The 14673-nt window shown below is 65.4% G+C and carries 13 protein-coding genes; 7 read left to right on the top strand and 6 right to left on the bottom strand.

The features are described 5' to 3' along the window. The first annotated feature begins 22 nt into the window (after positions 1-22). Both ACIBAF_RS23385 and ACIBAF_RS23380 read left to right on the top strand, forming a co-directional pair. Positions 23-955, top strand: coding sequence for a glycosyltransferase (locus ACIBAF_RS23385; protein WP_399465364.1), 933 nt, complete (start codon positions 23-25; stop codon positions 953-955). Between the two features lie 255 nt (positions 956-1210). Then, positions 1211-2224 carry a hypothetical protein gene (locus tag ACIBAF_RS23380; RefSeq protein ID WP_399465362.1) on the top strand — a complete coding sequence of 338 codons (1014 nt, stop codon included), beginning with the start codon at positions 1211-1213 and terminating at the stop codon, positions 2222-2224. A 365-nt stretch (positions 2225-2589) separates the two neighbouring features. On the opposite strand, the gene ACIBAF_RS23375 is transcribed toward ACIBAF_RS23380, so the two are convergent. Next, on the bottom strand, positions 2590-2904 hold the full coding sequence (locus tag ACIBAF_RS23375; RefSeq protein ID WP_399465361.1) for a hypothetical protein: 315 nt from the start codon (positions 2902-2904) through the stop codon (positions 2590-2592). Between the two features lie 228 nt (positions 2905-3132). Then, the gene (locus ACIBAF_RS23370) at positions 3133-3771 is read right to left on the bottom strand and encodes a hypothetical protein (RefSeq protein ID WP_399465359.1); all 639 of its coding nucleotides are present in this window, start codon (positions 3769-3771) and stop codon (positions 3133-3135) included. A gap of 351 nt (positions 3772-4122) precedes the next feature. Between ACIBAF_RS23370 and ACIBAF_RS23365 the strand changes: the two genes are divergently transcribed. Further along, a complete protein-coding gene (locus tag ACIBAF_RS23365) occupies positions 4123-5013 on the top strand; it encodes a GNAT family N-acetyltransferase (protein WP_399465357.1) in 891 nt (296 codons plus the stop codon). A 60-nt stretch (positions 5014-5073) separates the two neighbouring features. Here ACIBAF_RS23365 and ACIBAF_RS23360 read toward each other — a convergent pair whose 3' ends face one another. From ACIBAF_RS23360 to ACIBAF_RS23345, 4 genes are all read right to left on the bottom strand, one after another. Beyond that, complete coding sequence (locus tag ACIBAF_RS23360) at positions 5074-5847, bottom strand: aminoglycoside phosphotransferase family protein (protein ID WP_399465355.1); 774 nt, start codon at positions 5845-5847, stop codon at positions 5074-5076. A gap of 98 nt (positions 5848-5945) precedes the next feature. After that, positions 5946-7184 carry an XRE family transcriptional regulator gene (locus tag ACIBAF_RS23355; RefSeq protein ID WP_399465353.1) on the bottom strand — a complete coding sequence of 413 codons (1239 nt, stop codon included), beginning with the start codon at positions 7182-7184 and terminating at the stop codon, positions 5946-5948. Positions 7185-7532: 348 nt separating this feature from the next. Beyond that, positions 7533-8261, bottom strand: coding sequence for an HAD family hydrolase (locus ACIBAF_RS23350; protein ID WP_399465351.1), 729 nt, complete (start codon positions 8259-8261; stop codon positions 7533-7535). After that, complete coding sequence (locus tag ACIBAF_RS23345; protein WP_399465349.1) at positions 8258-9772, bottom strand: helix-turn-helix domain-containing protein; 1515 nt, start codon at positions 9770-9772, stop codon at positions 8258-8260. Before ACIBAF_RS23345 ends, ACIBAF_RS23350 begins: the two co-directional genes overlap by 4 nt. A 347-nt stretch (positions 9773-10119) precedes the next feature. On the opposite strand from ACIBAF_RS23345, the gene ACIBAF_RS23340 reads away from it, so the two are divergent. The 4 genes from ACIBAF_RS23340 to ACIBAF_RS23325 all read left to right on the top strand — a co-directional run bounded on the left by ACIBAF_RS23340 (position 10120) and on the right by ACIBAF_RS23325 (position 14540). Further along, a complete protein-coding gene (locus ACIBAF_RS23340) occupies positions 10120-10314 on the top strand; it encodes a hypothetical protein (RefSeq protein WP_399465347.1) in 195 nt (64 codons plus the stop codon). 210 nt (positions 10315-10524) lie between these two features. Next, a complete protein-coding gene (locus tag ACIBAF_RS23335; protein WP_399465345.1) occupies positions 10525-11529 on the top strand; it encodes a hypothetical protein in 1005 nt (334 codons plus the stop codon). Positions 11530-11583: 54 nt separating this feature from the next. Beyond that, positions 11584-13116 (top strand): amino acid permease, encoded by a 1533-nt coding sequence (locus ACIBAF_RS23330; protein ID WP_399465343.1) that lies wholly within the window; start codon positions 11584-11586, stop codon positions 13114-13116. Next, entirely contained in the window at positions 13116-14540 is a 1425-nt protein-coding gene (locus ACIBAF_RS23325) for a glutamine synthetase family protein (protein WP_399465342.1), read from the top strand. The genes ACIBAF_RS23330 and ACIBAF_RS23325 overlap by 1 nt, the downstream gene beginning before the upstream one ends. Positions 14541-14673: the final 133 nt, after the last annotated feature.

Here is a 14673-nt window from a genome sequence, read left to right as displayed (position 1 = left end):
GGTCGACGGCCAAGGAGGCCCCTTGCAAGTCAGCGTTGGCATCTTCACCCACAACGATGCGGACACCATCGGCGAGGTCATTGAGGCGTTCCTGGACCAGGAGACCGCCACCGCCGACATCACGGAGATCATCGTGGTGTGCTGCGAGTGCACCGACGACACAGTGGCGACCATCTTCAAACACGCCCGGGGCGACGACCGCGTGCGGGTGGTGGAGCGACAGCGGCGGCAGGGAAAGGTGGCGGCCATCGGCACCTTCCTTTCCGAAGCCACCGGCGAGGTCGTCGTCATCTCCGGCGGCGACATCGTGCCCAGCCCCGGCCTGGTCGAACGCCTGACAGCCCCTATGGCCGCGGACCGCCGTTGCTCAATGACCGGACCGCAGGTGCTCAGCACGGCTACCGGGCGGCCCACCTTCGCCGCCCGACTGCACGACGTGCTGTGGCGCTTGCATCACGAGGTGGCCCGCCGCTCCCCCAAGCTCGGCGAGACCATCGCCGTCCGCCGGTCTGCCCTGCCGCGGTCGCTGCCGGGTGGCGTGCACTGCGACGAGGTGTTGATCGAGTCGCTGGTCATCCGGGACGGCGGGCAACTGACCTACGTGCCCGGGGCACACGTCCGCAACTTCCCGCCCCGGCGCGTTTCCGACCTGTATGGCCAGCGGCGGCGGGTGGTCTGCCAGCACGCCAGCGCTCGGAGCCTGCTGCATTACCGCCCCGCCACTAGCCGACTGTCGAACGTGTTACCGGCGCTGGGTGCCACAGCACGCAGCGACCGCACGGTTTGGGCCCCACTCGCTGGGCTGGTCGCCCTGCAGACCGTCGCGGTGCTGCACGGGCACCTAGACTACCTGCGCGGCCGACGCTACAGCGTCTGGCAGCCTGTGGGCCGCGAGGCGGCGGTTGTAGGGCCCGCCGTCGACCGACTGGTATCGGAAGAGGGGAAGAAGCCGTGAAACCGACCTCACCGACCTTGGTCAGGCACGCGGGACCGGGATCACGAGGGCGAACAGTGACCCGCTTCTCTTCCTTCGATCCCTCCGGCCGCCCGCGCACCGCCCCTGCCTGGCCCCGGCCCCGCCGGGGCCCGCGAAGGGATCATGGACAGCCAGCCCCGGTATATCCACACCACGATCAACGACGATGTGCAAACCCACGGAGTGCACGTTGGGCGCTGGGTGTCTCAGATCTGTCGACGGTACACTGTCACGGTGCGCTACTTCATGCAATATGCGGCTGGGACCAGCGATCTACTCCTCGACGCAATCTCCAACCAGATTCGGGACGTCGACGTACTCTACCGCGATGACAGCGCAGTCATCTTCGAGTCAAGATCGCCTGCAAAGGAAGTTGCGTCGCTCCCCTTTGCGAAGAACGCCTTTATAGTGCTAACCAGCACCGCTCGAGGAAATATCGACAGGGGAGTCGAGCAGCTTAGCCGCTCTGTAAACAAGATTCGGTTTCCAAATCAATCTCCGAAGATCAACGCTTTCCGCACGATGATTCACATTGACGGAGAGCTTTCCTCGGTTAGTCAAAAATCCAAGAGCGCTCTCGAAAGGGCGATCGCCGGTCAGACGAGAGCACGCCTAGAACCTCGTGGCAAGTGCCAGGAGTACTGGGTGATTGGCCGACTTGACATGCGCGAACTGCTGCTCTGCATGCGTCTGCCAAAACCAGAGCGCCCGCCGAAAGCAAAGGGTGCGATTTCCTACGAGCTATCTGCAATGCTGGTGCATGCTTCCCGTCCACACCCAAAGGACATCTTTCTTGATCCTTTCGCGGGAAGCGGTTCTTTCGTACAGGCACGCCTTGAGCTTCCAGCTCACGAGATCTGGTATTCAGACCGAGACTTGCGATCCTTCCGCCCGAACTTCCCGCGCGAGATGACAACGGACAAGCGGGTTGGCTTTTTGTCTGACGATGCACTGACCTTGCCATCTGTCCCCGATGGTGGAGTCGACGTGATCGTGACAGATCCACCTTGGGGCGAGCATGAAGAGCTCAAAATGCCCTACCCTGATTTCGCGAATGCAATGGCCAAAAGCTTCGACCGCGTCCTGCACCCGACCCATGGGGACTTTGTTATTTTGTGCTCGCGCAGGACGTCTGAAATCATTGCCCGTAGCCTGCAAGATGCGGCCTTCGAAATCAATGCTTCGCACTCAATCTTGGTCAATGGGCACCCTGCTACGGTGCTTATGGGCGGCAGGCCGAAATCTTGAGACTCTGAGGGACTCCGCGGCCACTCGCCTCCACTAATTCGGACCAGCATAGCGGAACAAGATGTCGCCTCTGATACCGAGCTGAGTCGAAGTCCTTCTGGCCCAGGCGCATCAGCGGCTATACCAGACGCGGTTCAGCTCCGATCGGGGACTTATGGCTGTCGCGTCTGCATTCCCCCTTGAGGGACATGATGCGGTCCGCAGTCGGAGAACGGCGAGCCAGACTGCCGGCAGCTGGCGTGCCCACCTGGAGCGGAAACAGCCCCACGGCGTGGGCTCCGCCGTGGTCGTGAGTGCGGACGGGTTGGCCCGCCCGTATCGGGAGATGGGCCATCATCGCGAGCTGACCCGCGTGTTCGGGACGGTCACCGTCGAGCGGTGCCCCTGGCGGCAGAAGGGCTGTCCAGCGGCATCCCGCCGACGCGGAGCTGTCCTGGCCCGTCGGCCGGCACTTCCACGGCCTGCACCGGCTTGCGGTCGCCGAGGCCGTCTGCGGTTCCTACGACCAAGCCGTAGCGGCCATCGACCGGCGGTTCGGGAAGGGACAGGGCAAACGGCAGGCCGAAGGTCTGGTCATCGAAGCGGCCCGGACATCGACGCCTTCTGTCGGCACAAGATCCCACTGCCGGCAAACCGCCGCCACCCTGGTCCTGCAGGTCGACGGCAAAGGGCATCGTCATGCGGCCCGAGGCCCTGGGGCCCGCCGCCCTCAATCTCCGCGGCCTGACCAACAACGGCGACTTCCAGGAGTACTGGCACTACCACCTCGCCCGCGAACACAAATGCCTCTACCCCACCCCCGCCAGCACCGATACCAACTCACGGCCTGAACCACGATCTTCCCTCAGCGCGAGCTACACCCTGCTCCGAATGCAGAACTGGATGGGCGATCCCGACGGCTGTCATGGTTACGACGAATCACGGGCCCAGCCGTGGCTCAGGGCGAGTCGGCCGAACCGGTGTGCTTGGCGCTGCTCGATGATCCACTGCTCGACCTGGTCCACGGATTCCGCGACTGGTCGGTGCGTGGTGTCGAGCAACTTGGTGCGCCATCGGGGATCATCGGCGTTCCAGCCGGTCCAGCGGTGCCAGACCATCTCGGGCCAGCCGTCACCGACGATGACGTGAGTCCGGTGACGGGGGTCGAGAGCATGCTTGCGGTGCCACTCGGCCCAGCCAAGGAAGGCGTCGACCTCCTGAGTGTCCCACCGCCCGGGGTCACGATCGGCAAGACGAGCCCGCCGAACCTCGTCGGCGACATCGACCAGGCACATGGCGATGCCGTCCAGCAGTGGGGCGGAGGGCGCGGCCAGGACTTCACCCAAGGGGGACTGTCCGGTGATGAGCAGGTCGATGCCCCTGTCCTGATACGCCAGCGCACGGCGCAACCACATCTCAGTCATGCGATGGCGCCAGTGCCGGTCGGCACCTTCCGGCACACCCAGTTCATCGAAGTCGTGCACGGCGATCTTCCGGAGCCTGTCGGCCGCGGCATATGCGAGTGTCGTCTTCCCCGAGCAACTGGATCCGGTGAGCTTGAACAGCATCACGCAAGGGTGTCAGTACCACTGCGCCTTCCTCGACCGGTTTCTTCGAACGACGACTCATCACTTGGGATCGTCGTCGAGATGGTTCCAGACACTCTGTGCGACGAGGAGTTCCGGCATTTCACCCTGTCACTGCCGAACAGTACGGTTTCCGGCACGAGGGGACCCTGCAGCGCATGATGTTCGAACCGGCCCAGCAGCACGCGTTCCGGGACGTGCACCCGCACGGCTGCCAGGCGACGGCCCCACATCCGGAGTACGCGGAAGGATGCGGCGCCTGACAGCGCCCCGTCAGCCTCGCCCCGTCGGAAAACCACGGGCGCAGTCGGTGAACGCGCGGGATCATGAGGCATGCGCACGGACGACTGGCACATCACCGATGACGTCAACAGCTTCCTGGCTCGCGCAGGAGACTTCCTACACTCGCGTCCCGCCATGCACACCATCCCCCTGACGGTGACCGAGGCGCTGCGTACGCGCGGGCCACACGCATACGGCGCCCAGCCCCCCGTCTTCGGCATGCTGAAGCGGGCGGGCAAGGTCCACGCGACCTACTTCCGCACCCCGCCCCGCCGCCTGAACCTCACCCCCCTCACCCCCGACGAGGCCGACACCCTCGCCGCCCACCTGGCCGCCCTCGGTGTCACGCTCCCCGGTGTCAGCGCGGACCGTGATACCGCCGCAGCCTTCGCCGAGGCATGGCAACGGCACACCGGTGCGACATCGACGCTCCGTGAGCGCCAGCGGCTGTATCGCCTTGGCACTCTCACCCCACCGGAGCCGCATCCAGGGGGCCAGGGCCGGGTCGCAGGCGAGCAGGACCGCACGCAACTCATGCTCTGGTACCGCGAGTTCGCTGAGGCCATTGGGGAAGTCGTCTCCGCGGACGCCGGCTCCTGGGCTGACACGCGCATCGTCTACGGACGCGTCACGTTCTGGGAGACCCCTGACGGTACCCCCGTCTCGATGGCGGGCGTGACCCCGATAGTCGCCGGCCAGATCCGGGTCGCCCCCGTCTACACCCCGGCCCAGCTGCGCGGCCGGGGTTACGCGGGGGCTGTCACGGCCGAGGTCAGTCGGGCCGGAGTGGCGGCGGGCGCGACGGAGGTTCTGTTGTTCGCGGACCTGGCCAACCCCACCAGCAACAGCCTGTACCAGCGCATCGGCTACCGCCCAGTGACAGACTTCGCGGTGTACGACTTCTCAGCGCATCCAGCGGACCGTGGACGGAGCCCAACCTGATCGTCTCGGTCGTACGTAGGCGCCCTTGTCGTACCGGCAGCAGCGTCCCGGTTGCTTCATTCAGGCCGCGCCCCATTGGGCTTGCTTGTCCCCGTTTTTCAGAGTTTCGATGCGATAGGACAGTTGCTTGGCGGCACTCAGGTCACCGTAATCCGCACGTCGGATGAAGGAGCCGAGGGTGTGTAGCTCTCGGATTCCAACCAGGACGGAGAGTCCTGGCCACTGCCTGATGTCGTATCCGTACCGGAGACTGAAGTCATCCAGTTCTGCCGAAGTACGTCCGAATCGGACTCCTTGGAAGGTGTTAGCCAAGTCGATCTCTCGCGGTCCGAAAGCGGCTTCGTCCCAGTCTCCGAGCCTGCAGTCCTGAGCGTCCCACAGTGTGTTGCCTGGGTAGGCGTCTCCATGGAGATGCCCATGGCCCAAGGGAAAGTCCAGCTTTGCATAGGAATTCAGGAGTTCCTGCCGGCGCTCCATGAGCCACGCACGCTGGTTCCGTGCCAGGTAGGTGCTGGATTCCACAGCGGTCTTGAACGAGGCAAGCGGTTGGTACCGCGGCAGTGTCATCGGCGGGGTCGGCAGGGAATGCAGGGTTCGCAGCAGGTCGCCCAACCGGCCGGTCGGAGGCCGCCCGCATTCGGGTTGCGGATAGTGCCGCCAGAACGTGACGGCGTAGGACTCGTACGCCACCGGTTGGGGCACGTCTGCGGGTTCTGTCGCCGGAAAGTTGCTCGCGACGAGCCAGCGTGTGAGTGAGACGGCCATCGAGAGGTTTCGCTGCTGCGAGATGGGACTCACGCGCACCACAATGTCTTCTGCGGCGAGGAGGAACACGGAGGTGGCGTGGTGGTGAAGCGGGACGAGGGAGCGGTCTGTTAGACCTGATGTCCGGCAGGCCATGCGGGCAGCGGACTCAGGAGAGACCGTCGTTGTCATGAGGTGAGGGCCTTCGCTCTGGTGTCGATCGCCTGATAGCCGCGGGCGGCGTCGGCAAGCTCGCGGACAACCCGGCTTCTGGCAAACCGTGGGTCTTCCAGAAGCCTAGCTACTCCTTGAACGGCGTCGCCGAGCTGTCGGATGCGACGGTCTGCTGGCAGTTCGAGGATGGGTTGGAGCTGTTCGCCAGCTCCCTCGATCTCGCCAGCGGCGATGCGGGCAGTGACGATGTCGAGGCGCGCCAGGGCCTCGTCGCCGTACGATCGCTGCTCCGTCGGGCCCGTCTCGTACAAATGGATCGCTGCGGCAGCGTGCTGCTCGGCCAGCTCGTGTTCGCCGAGGAGAGCGTACGTCCCGCCGATGTAGTACGCCTGCTTGGCTTCGGGGAAGGTGAGCAGCCCTCCGAATCGTGTGAGTCCGTTAGGGTCTGTTCGCTGCTCACGGGCGCGCTCGACTTCCTTGAGCGCGGACAGAGCCGTGCTCCGGTCTCCGATACGTGCCGCTGCCCGGGCCTCGATGGCCGCAGTCCTGATCCGTGTCTCACCGTCGGGGGCGAGCCGGATCGCTTGCTGGGTGTACTCAAGAGCTGTGCGCCGGTGAGTCGACCATTCTGCGATCAGTGCCGCGGTGCCTTTGACCCATGCGCGGAGATCGTTGTGGTCGGCGTGTCCGGCGAAGGCCCAGGCCGTCTGGAGCTGGGCGATCGCCGACTCCTGGTCGCCAAGGTTTTGTGACGCGTGGGCAAGGAGCAGGCAGGTCGTGCCAGCGAGCAGGTACAGTTCGCGGGTTTGTCCTGGGGGCTGATGGCCGCTCAGCAGGGAGAAGAGTCTGTCTCTCGTGGACAGCAGGTCGTGGAAGAGCGGATACAACGGAGCGTGAACGTAGTCCGCCGCGATCCGGGTGATCTTGGACTCTAGTCCCTCGAGTTCGACATCGCTTACGTTACTCTTCGTGATCTCTTCCGTGAACTGCAATGACTGTGCAGCTGCTTGTGCTGCGAGTTCGCGCAGGCCCTCTGTCCGCTCTCCAGTCGCAACCTGATCGACGCCGACGGGTTGTCCCGGGTGCGGCAGGGGAAGCGGTGTCGAGCCCGGGTGTTGTTCACGGAACGGCGGCGGGAGCAGGATGTCGGGTGCTTCGATGCCCCTGAGGAAATTGGCGACCTTGTCGAGGTTCGTTAAGCGGCGGGTGCCCGCTTCGAGCATGGACAGGAAGCCTTGGCTCAGTCCGGTCATGTGGGCCATGTCGTCCTGGCGGAGCTTCGCCCTCTCGCGGATGAGACGGCTTGCTCGGCCAAAGTCCCATGCGGCGATCGCAGCTTGGACTTCAGCCTCGCGCCAGACGTGGTCTGGGACGCGGCGTTGGAGGCGGGTGCCGAGACGCCTGTCACGTACGCACGCGGCACACCAGTCTTCATCGTTGTACTGGCTCAATCGGCATCCGCAGCCAACGCATACGCGAGCGGGCCTTGGCATCGCACCCCCGTTTCTCGTCTGCGTCAGACAGCGTAGGCGTGGGTACGCCGTGCCGGTATCACTCACGTAATACCCGCAGTTGAAGCGCGCGCGGCTGTGCAGTCGCCTTCAGCAGCGACCCCGGGTAGTAGCGGTGATCGCGTTCAGGAGCCGCGGCACGTCTTCCAGGCTGTCGAGAACCAAGTCGGCTCCGGCCGAGGCAAGTTCATCGGCGGTCGTCTTGCCCGAAGCGACTCCAATCACAGAAGCGCCGCCCTCAAGGCCAGTACGGACGTCTTCGAGAGAGTCTCCGACGATGACCGTGTTAGATCGGGTGAAAACCGTCCCGCATTTGGCCTGGGCACGCTGTTGCGCGACGGCGACGAGGGCAGGACGGTGGTCGTCGTCCGAGGAGTATCCGCCGATCTCTGGGTCGAGGAAGACCTGGAGGTTGAAGGCTTCGAGCTTCAGAAGCGCGTTGGGCTTGAGGTTCCCAGTGACGACGGTGGGCACGAGGTCCAACTGCGCATGGACCGCCTTCAGGGCTGCGATGGCGCCCGGCATGAGGATGCCCTTCTCGCGCAGGTCCTTCGCATGTGCAGCAAGACGGTGCGGAAGGAGTTCCACCATGCGAGGCACCAAGCGGGGGACATCGGACTCCGAGACGCCATTGTCCAGAAGCAGTGACCGGATCGCGAGGGGCATGGTGACGCCGGTTCCCCGTGCTGGCAAGTGTTCTGAGGGGCGCCCGACGATCTCAGCAAACGTCTCGCGGTAGACCTGTCGGTCGATGTCGCCGACGTACAGCAGCGTGCGATCGATGTCCCACAGCACGAGGATCCGCTGGGTCCCAATCAAGTTCGGCTCCCTGTTCCCGTCACGGCGGCCACTCGTTCCAGTACGCCTTGAGCGTACGGGCTGTAAATCATCGGCTGTAGTTGGCGGAGCATGACGTCGATGTGGTCATCCAGGCGGGCGGACTGGAGTTGATCAGCAAGGTCGAGGGCTTCATGTGCTGTGGCGCACCCGGCTTCGACGTCGCCCTGCTCAAAGCGGGCAGTGGCGGCGCGCGTGAGGAAGAGGCCCCGGGTTCGGTGGTCACTCGGATTGAGGGCTTCTCGCGCCTTGGTGAAGCCAGCGATGGCGCTTTGTGCGTCGCCCAGGTCGAGGTAGCAACTGCCGCTCTGTCCGTAGATTTCGCCTTCGTTGATCCAGTACAGCCACTCTGGATCGTGCTCTGAGCGCCCCTGGGCGCAGAGCTCTGCCGCTCGTCCAAGTGCAGCGAGCGCCGCTTGGCGCTCGCCGAGTTTCGCGTGCCCGCGCGCCTGTCGGGTCAGCAGCATGGCTTCGAGGGCGGGTGTACCGAGCTTCTTGACCTTCTCCCGTGCTGTCCGTGCTGCAGCGACGGCGTGATGCGGCGCTCCAGTGGAGTAGCCATGGATGGCGAGGTACGACAGGGCGCCGGCCCCGAGCCGGACGTCTCCTGAGGCTTTGGCTGCGCGAAGCGCGGCGTACAGGTAGCCGAGTGTCCGGTCGCGCTCGCCGGAGTCGAAGACGAACCATCCCGTCTGGGTAGCAGTGTCGGCGATGATCGCCGCAAGTCGCCGGCCTATTGCCTCGTCGTACGAGGTGTGTTCCACGAGGTGCTTGAGGAACTGGAGGTGCTTGTTGCCCAGGTCCGTGAGGGTGCCGCTGCCGCCGCTCGCGTCCATGGTCCGCAGGCTGTCGGTCGTGTGCTGGAGGCTATCGAGCAGGTCGTGGGAGAGGCGGCTTCCCTCGGCCGCGCGCCAAAGCGGTTCGGCTTCTGAACTGTCCCATTGGTTGACGAATGCGGTGAGTGCTATGCCGCTGGCGGTGAGGAATCGTCGGCGGTCCATGGCGCTACCTCCTACCGCGGTTTCCAGTGCTGCCACCATACGGGCCGTGGTCCAGGGCAGGGTTGGATCGGCGTCACCCGCGAAGGGCACCAGAGGTGGCGGCACTGTGACGGCGGCCCGTGGGAGGGGGAGGGGAACAAGTTCGGCAGGAACGCCAAGACCGGACACGAACTGGACGATCTTGTCGATGTTGGTGAGACGACGACTGCCCGCCTCCAGCATGGACAGGAACGCCTGACTCAGTCCGGAGAGTTGGGCCATGTCGTCTTGGCGGAGGGAGCCGCGTAGCCGGATCAGTCGGCTGGCTTGCCCGAAGTCCCACGCCGCAAGCGCGCTGCGTACATCTGGGTCGAACCAGACGTATTCCGGCACCTTAGGTGTCGGCACTTCCAGGGTTCGGGTGCGCGCGCACGCGAAGCACTGGGTGTCGGTGTTGTAGTTGCTCAGCGGGCCACCGCACCGGCCGCAGCTTCGCAGCGACTGCTGACGCACGTCATGCCTCCCCATCAGCGAGAGCGTGCAATCTCAACTACGCCTTGTAGAGCTGGAATCACACAAGTGATATCACCCTGGGAATGTGTGCACGGCACGTTTTGCCGTCAGTGTTGGGGCTCCCGCGGCACGGCGTGGAGACGAACCGGATGAGAGCGTGATCATTCGGCCCAACTGCTACTCGTCGAGTTCCGGGGAAACGCGAACCTGTCGCTGCTCTCTTCCAACGGAGTCCACGTTGCCCTCCGCCACACGAGCAGGGGCGGCCAGGAGCCCGCTCCTGTCGCCCCGGCGTCTGCTTGACGCACCTCATCCCGCCGGACTGCGCTGCCACTGGGTGGTGTGCGGTGGCCATTAGCATCTCCGCCGTCGTGCTCCTGGGCATTCTCGTTTTCATCTTCGTCAAGAAGAGCGGACTGAATGCCGTGCACGCCATCGTGTGCAGTCTCTTCGGATTCTTCCTGGCGAGTACCTCAATGGCACCAAGCATCAATCGGTTTGTTACCGGCGTTGCAGGCATGATCGGCCAGATTCATTTTTAGGACGATCTGCACGCCTTAGCGAACCGCTTCTCGTCGCTTGAACCGTTCGCGTTTCCGTTCTGCTGCCCAATCCCCCAAATCCCCTCTGAGGCCCTCGATGACACTCACGCCCCACCGGAAAGAAACACCGAGTCGAACTGCTCGTGTTCCTCAGGCGAGCAGCTCGATTCAGCCTTCGGAACGTCCTTGGCGCCGATTCGAGGGCGCGTGATGCGTCTTGTGTACCACCCGGCCGGCCACGACGAAGAGTTGCGCGTGGCTCTCGTCGAGTTGGAGGCGGGGCGATGGAGAACGGCCGGGAAGCTCCTTCTGGATACAGGCGTGCATTGGGCGTTGCGCACATCGCGCACCCAGCTGTTGGCCGTGGCGGCGGCCCGGTCGGATGTGGTCGGCGTATGGCTCGACGAGGAGCCCGGCAGCTACGACGCGCAACTGATGGGCGCTCGCGTAGCGGTAGAGCGGGCGCTGCGCGCACACCGCCAACGACATCCGGGAACCATGGAGTTGGAGTTCAGGGCGCGGCGAGATGTGCTGCTCGCAGCGCGTCGCGCGCCGCAGGATCCGGTGCCGTGGGTGTGCCTCGTGGCGTTGGCTCAGATTGATACCCGGCAGCTGCGTCATGAGCACCGTGTGGCACCCGCCGAGCCCATGTTGCCGAGCGGTCCGTGGGGTTTGCTGTACGAGGTCAACCAGCGTGACCCGTACAACCGCGAGGCTTACCACCGTGTGCTGCAGTTCATGCTCGCCCTGGACACACCAAGGGCCGCGTCCTTGGCCGGCATGTTCGACTTCGGGCGGTCGGTGGCCTCACAGCGGCCCCTTGGCTCGCCGTTATTGCTGCTGCCGGCGTACGCCCAGGTCGAGCAGCGGCGACGGTCGAACGCTGATCCTTTGTGGCGGCGGCAGTGGGCGCAAGAGTCGACGCTCGACTACACGCTGAATGCCTTCTACGACTGGTTCCGCAAGGCTCCCGCTCGGGAGCGATCGGTGGCCGATCTGAACCTTCTCGCCTACGCGTTGTGGGCGGGCCACCAGTACGTGGAAGCCGCCGAGGTGTTCGAGGCGATGGGCCCATATGCGGCTCGCGAGCCGTGGGCCTCAGTGCATGACGGGGCCGCGGGACCAGACCCCGCTACGGCGCTGCTCCTGAGAGCGCGTGCAGAGTCCCTTTCCTTCGCCCGCACACATCGCCCCCGTGCCTGGCCCCATCCGTGACCGGTTGGCATGAACTTGTCCGCTTTATTTTCAATTGAATCTTGGAGGTTGCCCATGTCTCGATTGAGTCCTGGTCATCGCGCAACAGCCCGGAAGCCCGACGACGCGTACTTGCGGGAGCTCGGCTACGAGCCAGTGCTGACCCGGCGCATGGGGCCGTTCGGAAACTTCGCGATCAGCTTCTCTGTCATCAGCGTCTTGTCCGGCTGCATGACCCTGTACGGGTTCGGTCTGAACACCGGCGGCCCGTCCGTGATGCTGTGGGGCTGGGTCGTCGTGGGCGCCATGGTGATGTTCATCGGCGCCGGGCTGGCCGAGGTGACCTCCGCCTATCCGACCTCCGGTGCCTTGTACTACCAGGCAGAGCAGCTCGGCGGACGGAAGTGGGGCTGGTACACGGGCTGGCTCAACTTGCTGGGCCTGCTCGGTGCGATCGCCGGCATCGACTACGGGGCCGCGCTGTTCACGGGCGCCTTCCTCAACCTGCAGTGGGGCTTCGAGCCGACCCCCGGCAAGATCATGGTGATCTTCCTGTGCATCCTCGCCCTGCATCTCGCGCTGAACCTGTTCGGAGTCCGGCTGGTCAGCATCCTCAACAGCATCAGCGTCTGGTGGCACCTGGCCGGCGTCACCGTGATCGTCGGCGCGCTGGCGATTGTGCCCTCCCACCACCAGTCGTCTGATTTCGTGTTCGGCGAGTTCGTCAACAACACCGGCTGGTCCAGCCCCTTGTACGTGGCGGTGCTCGGCCTGCTGCTGGCCCAGTACACCTTCTGCGGCTACGACGCCTCCGCGCACCTGTCAGAGGAGACCACGGACGCCCAGGTGTCCGCCTCCCGGGGGATCATCCACTCGATCGGCTGGTCATGGCTGGCCGGGTTCGTGCTGCTGGCCGGACTCACCTTCGCGATCCAGGACTACGCGGGCACCGTGGGCACGGCAACCGGGGTGCCGCCGGCACAGATCTTCCTTGACGCCCTGGGCATGGCAGGGGCGAAGGCGCTGCTCCTGGTCGTGATCGTCGCCCAGCTGTTCTGCGGCAACGCGGAGACCGCGGCCGCCAGCCGGATGGTGTTCGCTTTCTCTCGGGACGGAGCGCTGCCGGGCTCTCAGCTGTGGCGGCAGGTGGATCGTCGTACCGGCACCCCGCGCAAGGCGGTGCTGCTGTCCGTGGTGTGCGCCGCGGTGTTGGCGCTGCCGAGTCTGTACAGCCCGGTCGCGTACGCGGCGATCACCAGTATCAACGTCATCGGCATCACACCGGCGTACGCGATCCCGATCTTCCTGCGGGTCAAGAACCGGCGTCGGTTCAAGCCCGGCCCGTGGAACCTGGGCGGCTGGGGCGTGATGGTGGGCACGATCGCCGTCATCTGGGTGGCGTTCGTGACCGTCCTGTTCTGTCTGCCCCAGACCCGCCCCGAGGGCGGCGCCCTCGCCACGGTTGACACGTTCAACTACGCGCCGGTGGCCCTGCTCGTCGTGCTCGCGCTGGCGTGGGGGTGGTGGCACAAGCAGGGCAGCACGTACGAGGTGCCGGCCCAGAACTTCGACCGCTCGACGGGCGAGTACGAAGACGAGGTCGTGTGATGACCACAACGAGCAACGGCACAGCCCCGCGCCTGGCCGTAGCGGCGGCTGCCGCATCGGGTGCGCGCTCGGAGAAGGCCCTGTCCCTGACCGACCTGCGCAACCTCGTGAAGGGCGGCGCGATCGACACCGTGCTGCTGGCCGTTCCCGATCTGCTGGGGAGGCTGAAGGGAAAACGGTACGACGCCGACCACTTCCTCAAGCGCGTCGCGCATCACGGTGCCGAACTGTGCGCCTACGTCTTGGCCACCGACGCTGAGATGAGCCCGGCGGACGGCTTCGAGCTGACCTCGTGGGACAGCGGCTACCAGGACCTGTCCGTACAGCCGGCTCTCGGCACCCTGCGCGTGGTGCCGTGGCTGCCGCGCTCCGCCATCGTCCTCGGCGACGCCGTGCACCACGACGGATCCCCCATCGAGGTCGCGCCCCGCCAGATCCTCCATCAGCAGCTGACCCGGCTGTCACGGCACGGCCTCCAGGCCAAAGCGGGAATCGAGACCGAGTTCACCCTCTACCAGGGCACGTACGCGGAAGCGGAACAGGCCGGGTACCAGCGCCTGCGGCCTGTGACGATGGAGAATCTTGACTACGCCCTCGACCACGGCCCCGCCTGCGACCGGTTCTTCCGCCGCCTGCAGCGGGCACTGGCCGGGGCCGGCATGCCCGTGGAAGCGATCAAGACCGAGGCCGGCCCCGGCCAGGTAGAGGTGACCTTCCCGTACGGACCCGCGCTCACCGCCTGCGACCGGCACCTGCTGTTCAAGCACGCGGTGCGCACGCTGGGGACGCGCGCCGGTCTGGCGCCCACGTTCATGGCGGCCCCAGAGACCGCGTGGGCCAACGGCCTGCACCTGCACGTCTCACTGTGGTCGAAAGCCCTCAGCCAACTCCACGCCCCTGACAACGAATACGAGCTGTCCCAGATCGGACGGAACGCAATCGCGGGGCTGCTCGCAGGCTTGCCAGAGCTGGGCCCGTTCTATGCCCCGAACGTCAACTCCTACAAGCGATTCACGCCCGGCTCGTTCGCGCCGACCACGCTCCACTGGGGCCACGACAACCGCACGTGCGCTGTCCGCGTCGTCGGTCACGGAGAGGGCCTCCATCTGGAAATCCGTGTGCCGGGAGCGGATGCCAACCCCTATTTGGCCCTGTCCGCGGTACTGGCGGCGATCGACCACGGCATCGAGCAACAGCTCTCCCTCGGCCCTGAAGCGGCCGGCAACGCCTACAGCGGGGGCGGCACCCCTGTGCCGCCCACCCTCGCTGACGCCCTGACCGCCTTCCAGGAAAGTGCCCTGGCCCACGCCGCGTTCGGCACCGGAGTGGTCGAGCACTACGCCCAACTCGCCCGCCTGGAACTCGACCACCAGCAGCGCCTGGTCACCGATGCCGAGCGGCAGAGGTGGCTGGCCCGGGCCTGACGGTCAAGCCACTCGAGATGGTCTCTGGCACGGTCCTCCGTGCCGCGGCCCCTGCATGACCAGCTCAGACCGAGTTGTCAGTCCCCCGTGGCACACTCCCCATCCTCGCGCGAATACCAAGAGCACCCAATCA

This window comes from Streptomyces sp. NPDC051677, from assembly GCF_044453465.1.
Taxonomy (GTDB): domain Bacteria; phylum Actinomycetota; class Actinomycetes; order Streptomycetales; family Streptomycetaceae; genus Streptomyces.
Note: the sequence above shows the minus strand (reverse complement) of the source record. Positions and strands in the feature narration are given on the sequence as shown.

What these genes read in the sequence shown, in the direction of transcription:
- ACIBAF_RS23370 (WP_399465359.1), bottom strand. Translation starts at nt 3,771, where the DNA reads ATGCTGTTCAAGCTCACCGGATCCAGTTGCTCGGGGAAGACGACACTC.
- ACIBAF_RS23355 (WP_399465353.1), bottom strand. Translation starts at nt 7,184, where the DNA reads ATGACCGGACTGAGCCAAGGCTTCCTGTCCATGCTCGAAGCGGGCACC.
- ACIBAF_RS23325 (WP_399465342.1), top strand. Translation starts at nt 13,116, where the DNA reads ATGACCACAACGAGCAACGGCACAGCCCCGCGCCTGGCCGTAGCGGCG.
- ACIBAF_RS23365 (WP_399465357.1), top strand. Translation starts at nt 4,123, where the DNA reads ATGCGCACGGACGACTGGCACATCACCGATGACGTCAACAGCTTCCTG.
- ACIBAF_RS23335 (WP_399465345.1), top strand. Translation starts at nt 10,525, where the DNA reads ATGCGTCTTGTGTACCACCCGGCCGGCCACGACGAAGAGTTGCGCGTG.
- ACIBAF_RS23330 (WP_399465343.1), top strand. Translation starts at nt 11,584, where the DNA reads ATGTCTCGATTGAGTCCTGGTCATCGCGCAACAGCCCGGAAGCCCGAC.
- ACIBAF_RS23375 (WP_399465361.1), bottom strand. Translation starts at nt 2,904, where the DNA reads ATGACGATGCCCTTTGCCGTCGACCTGCAGGACCAGGGTGGCGGCGGT.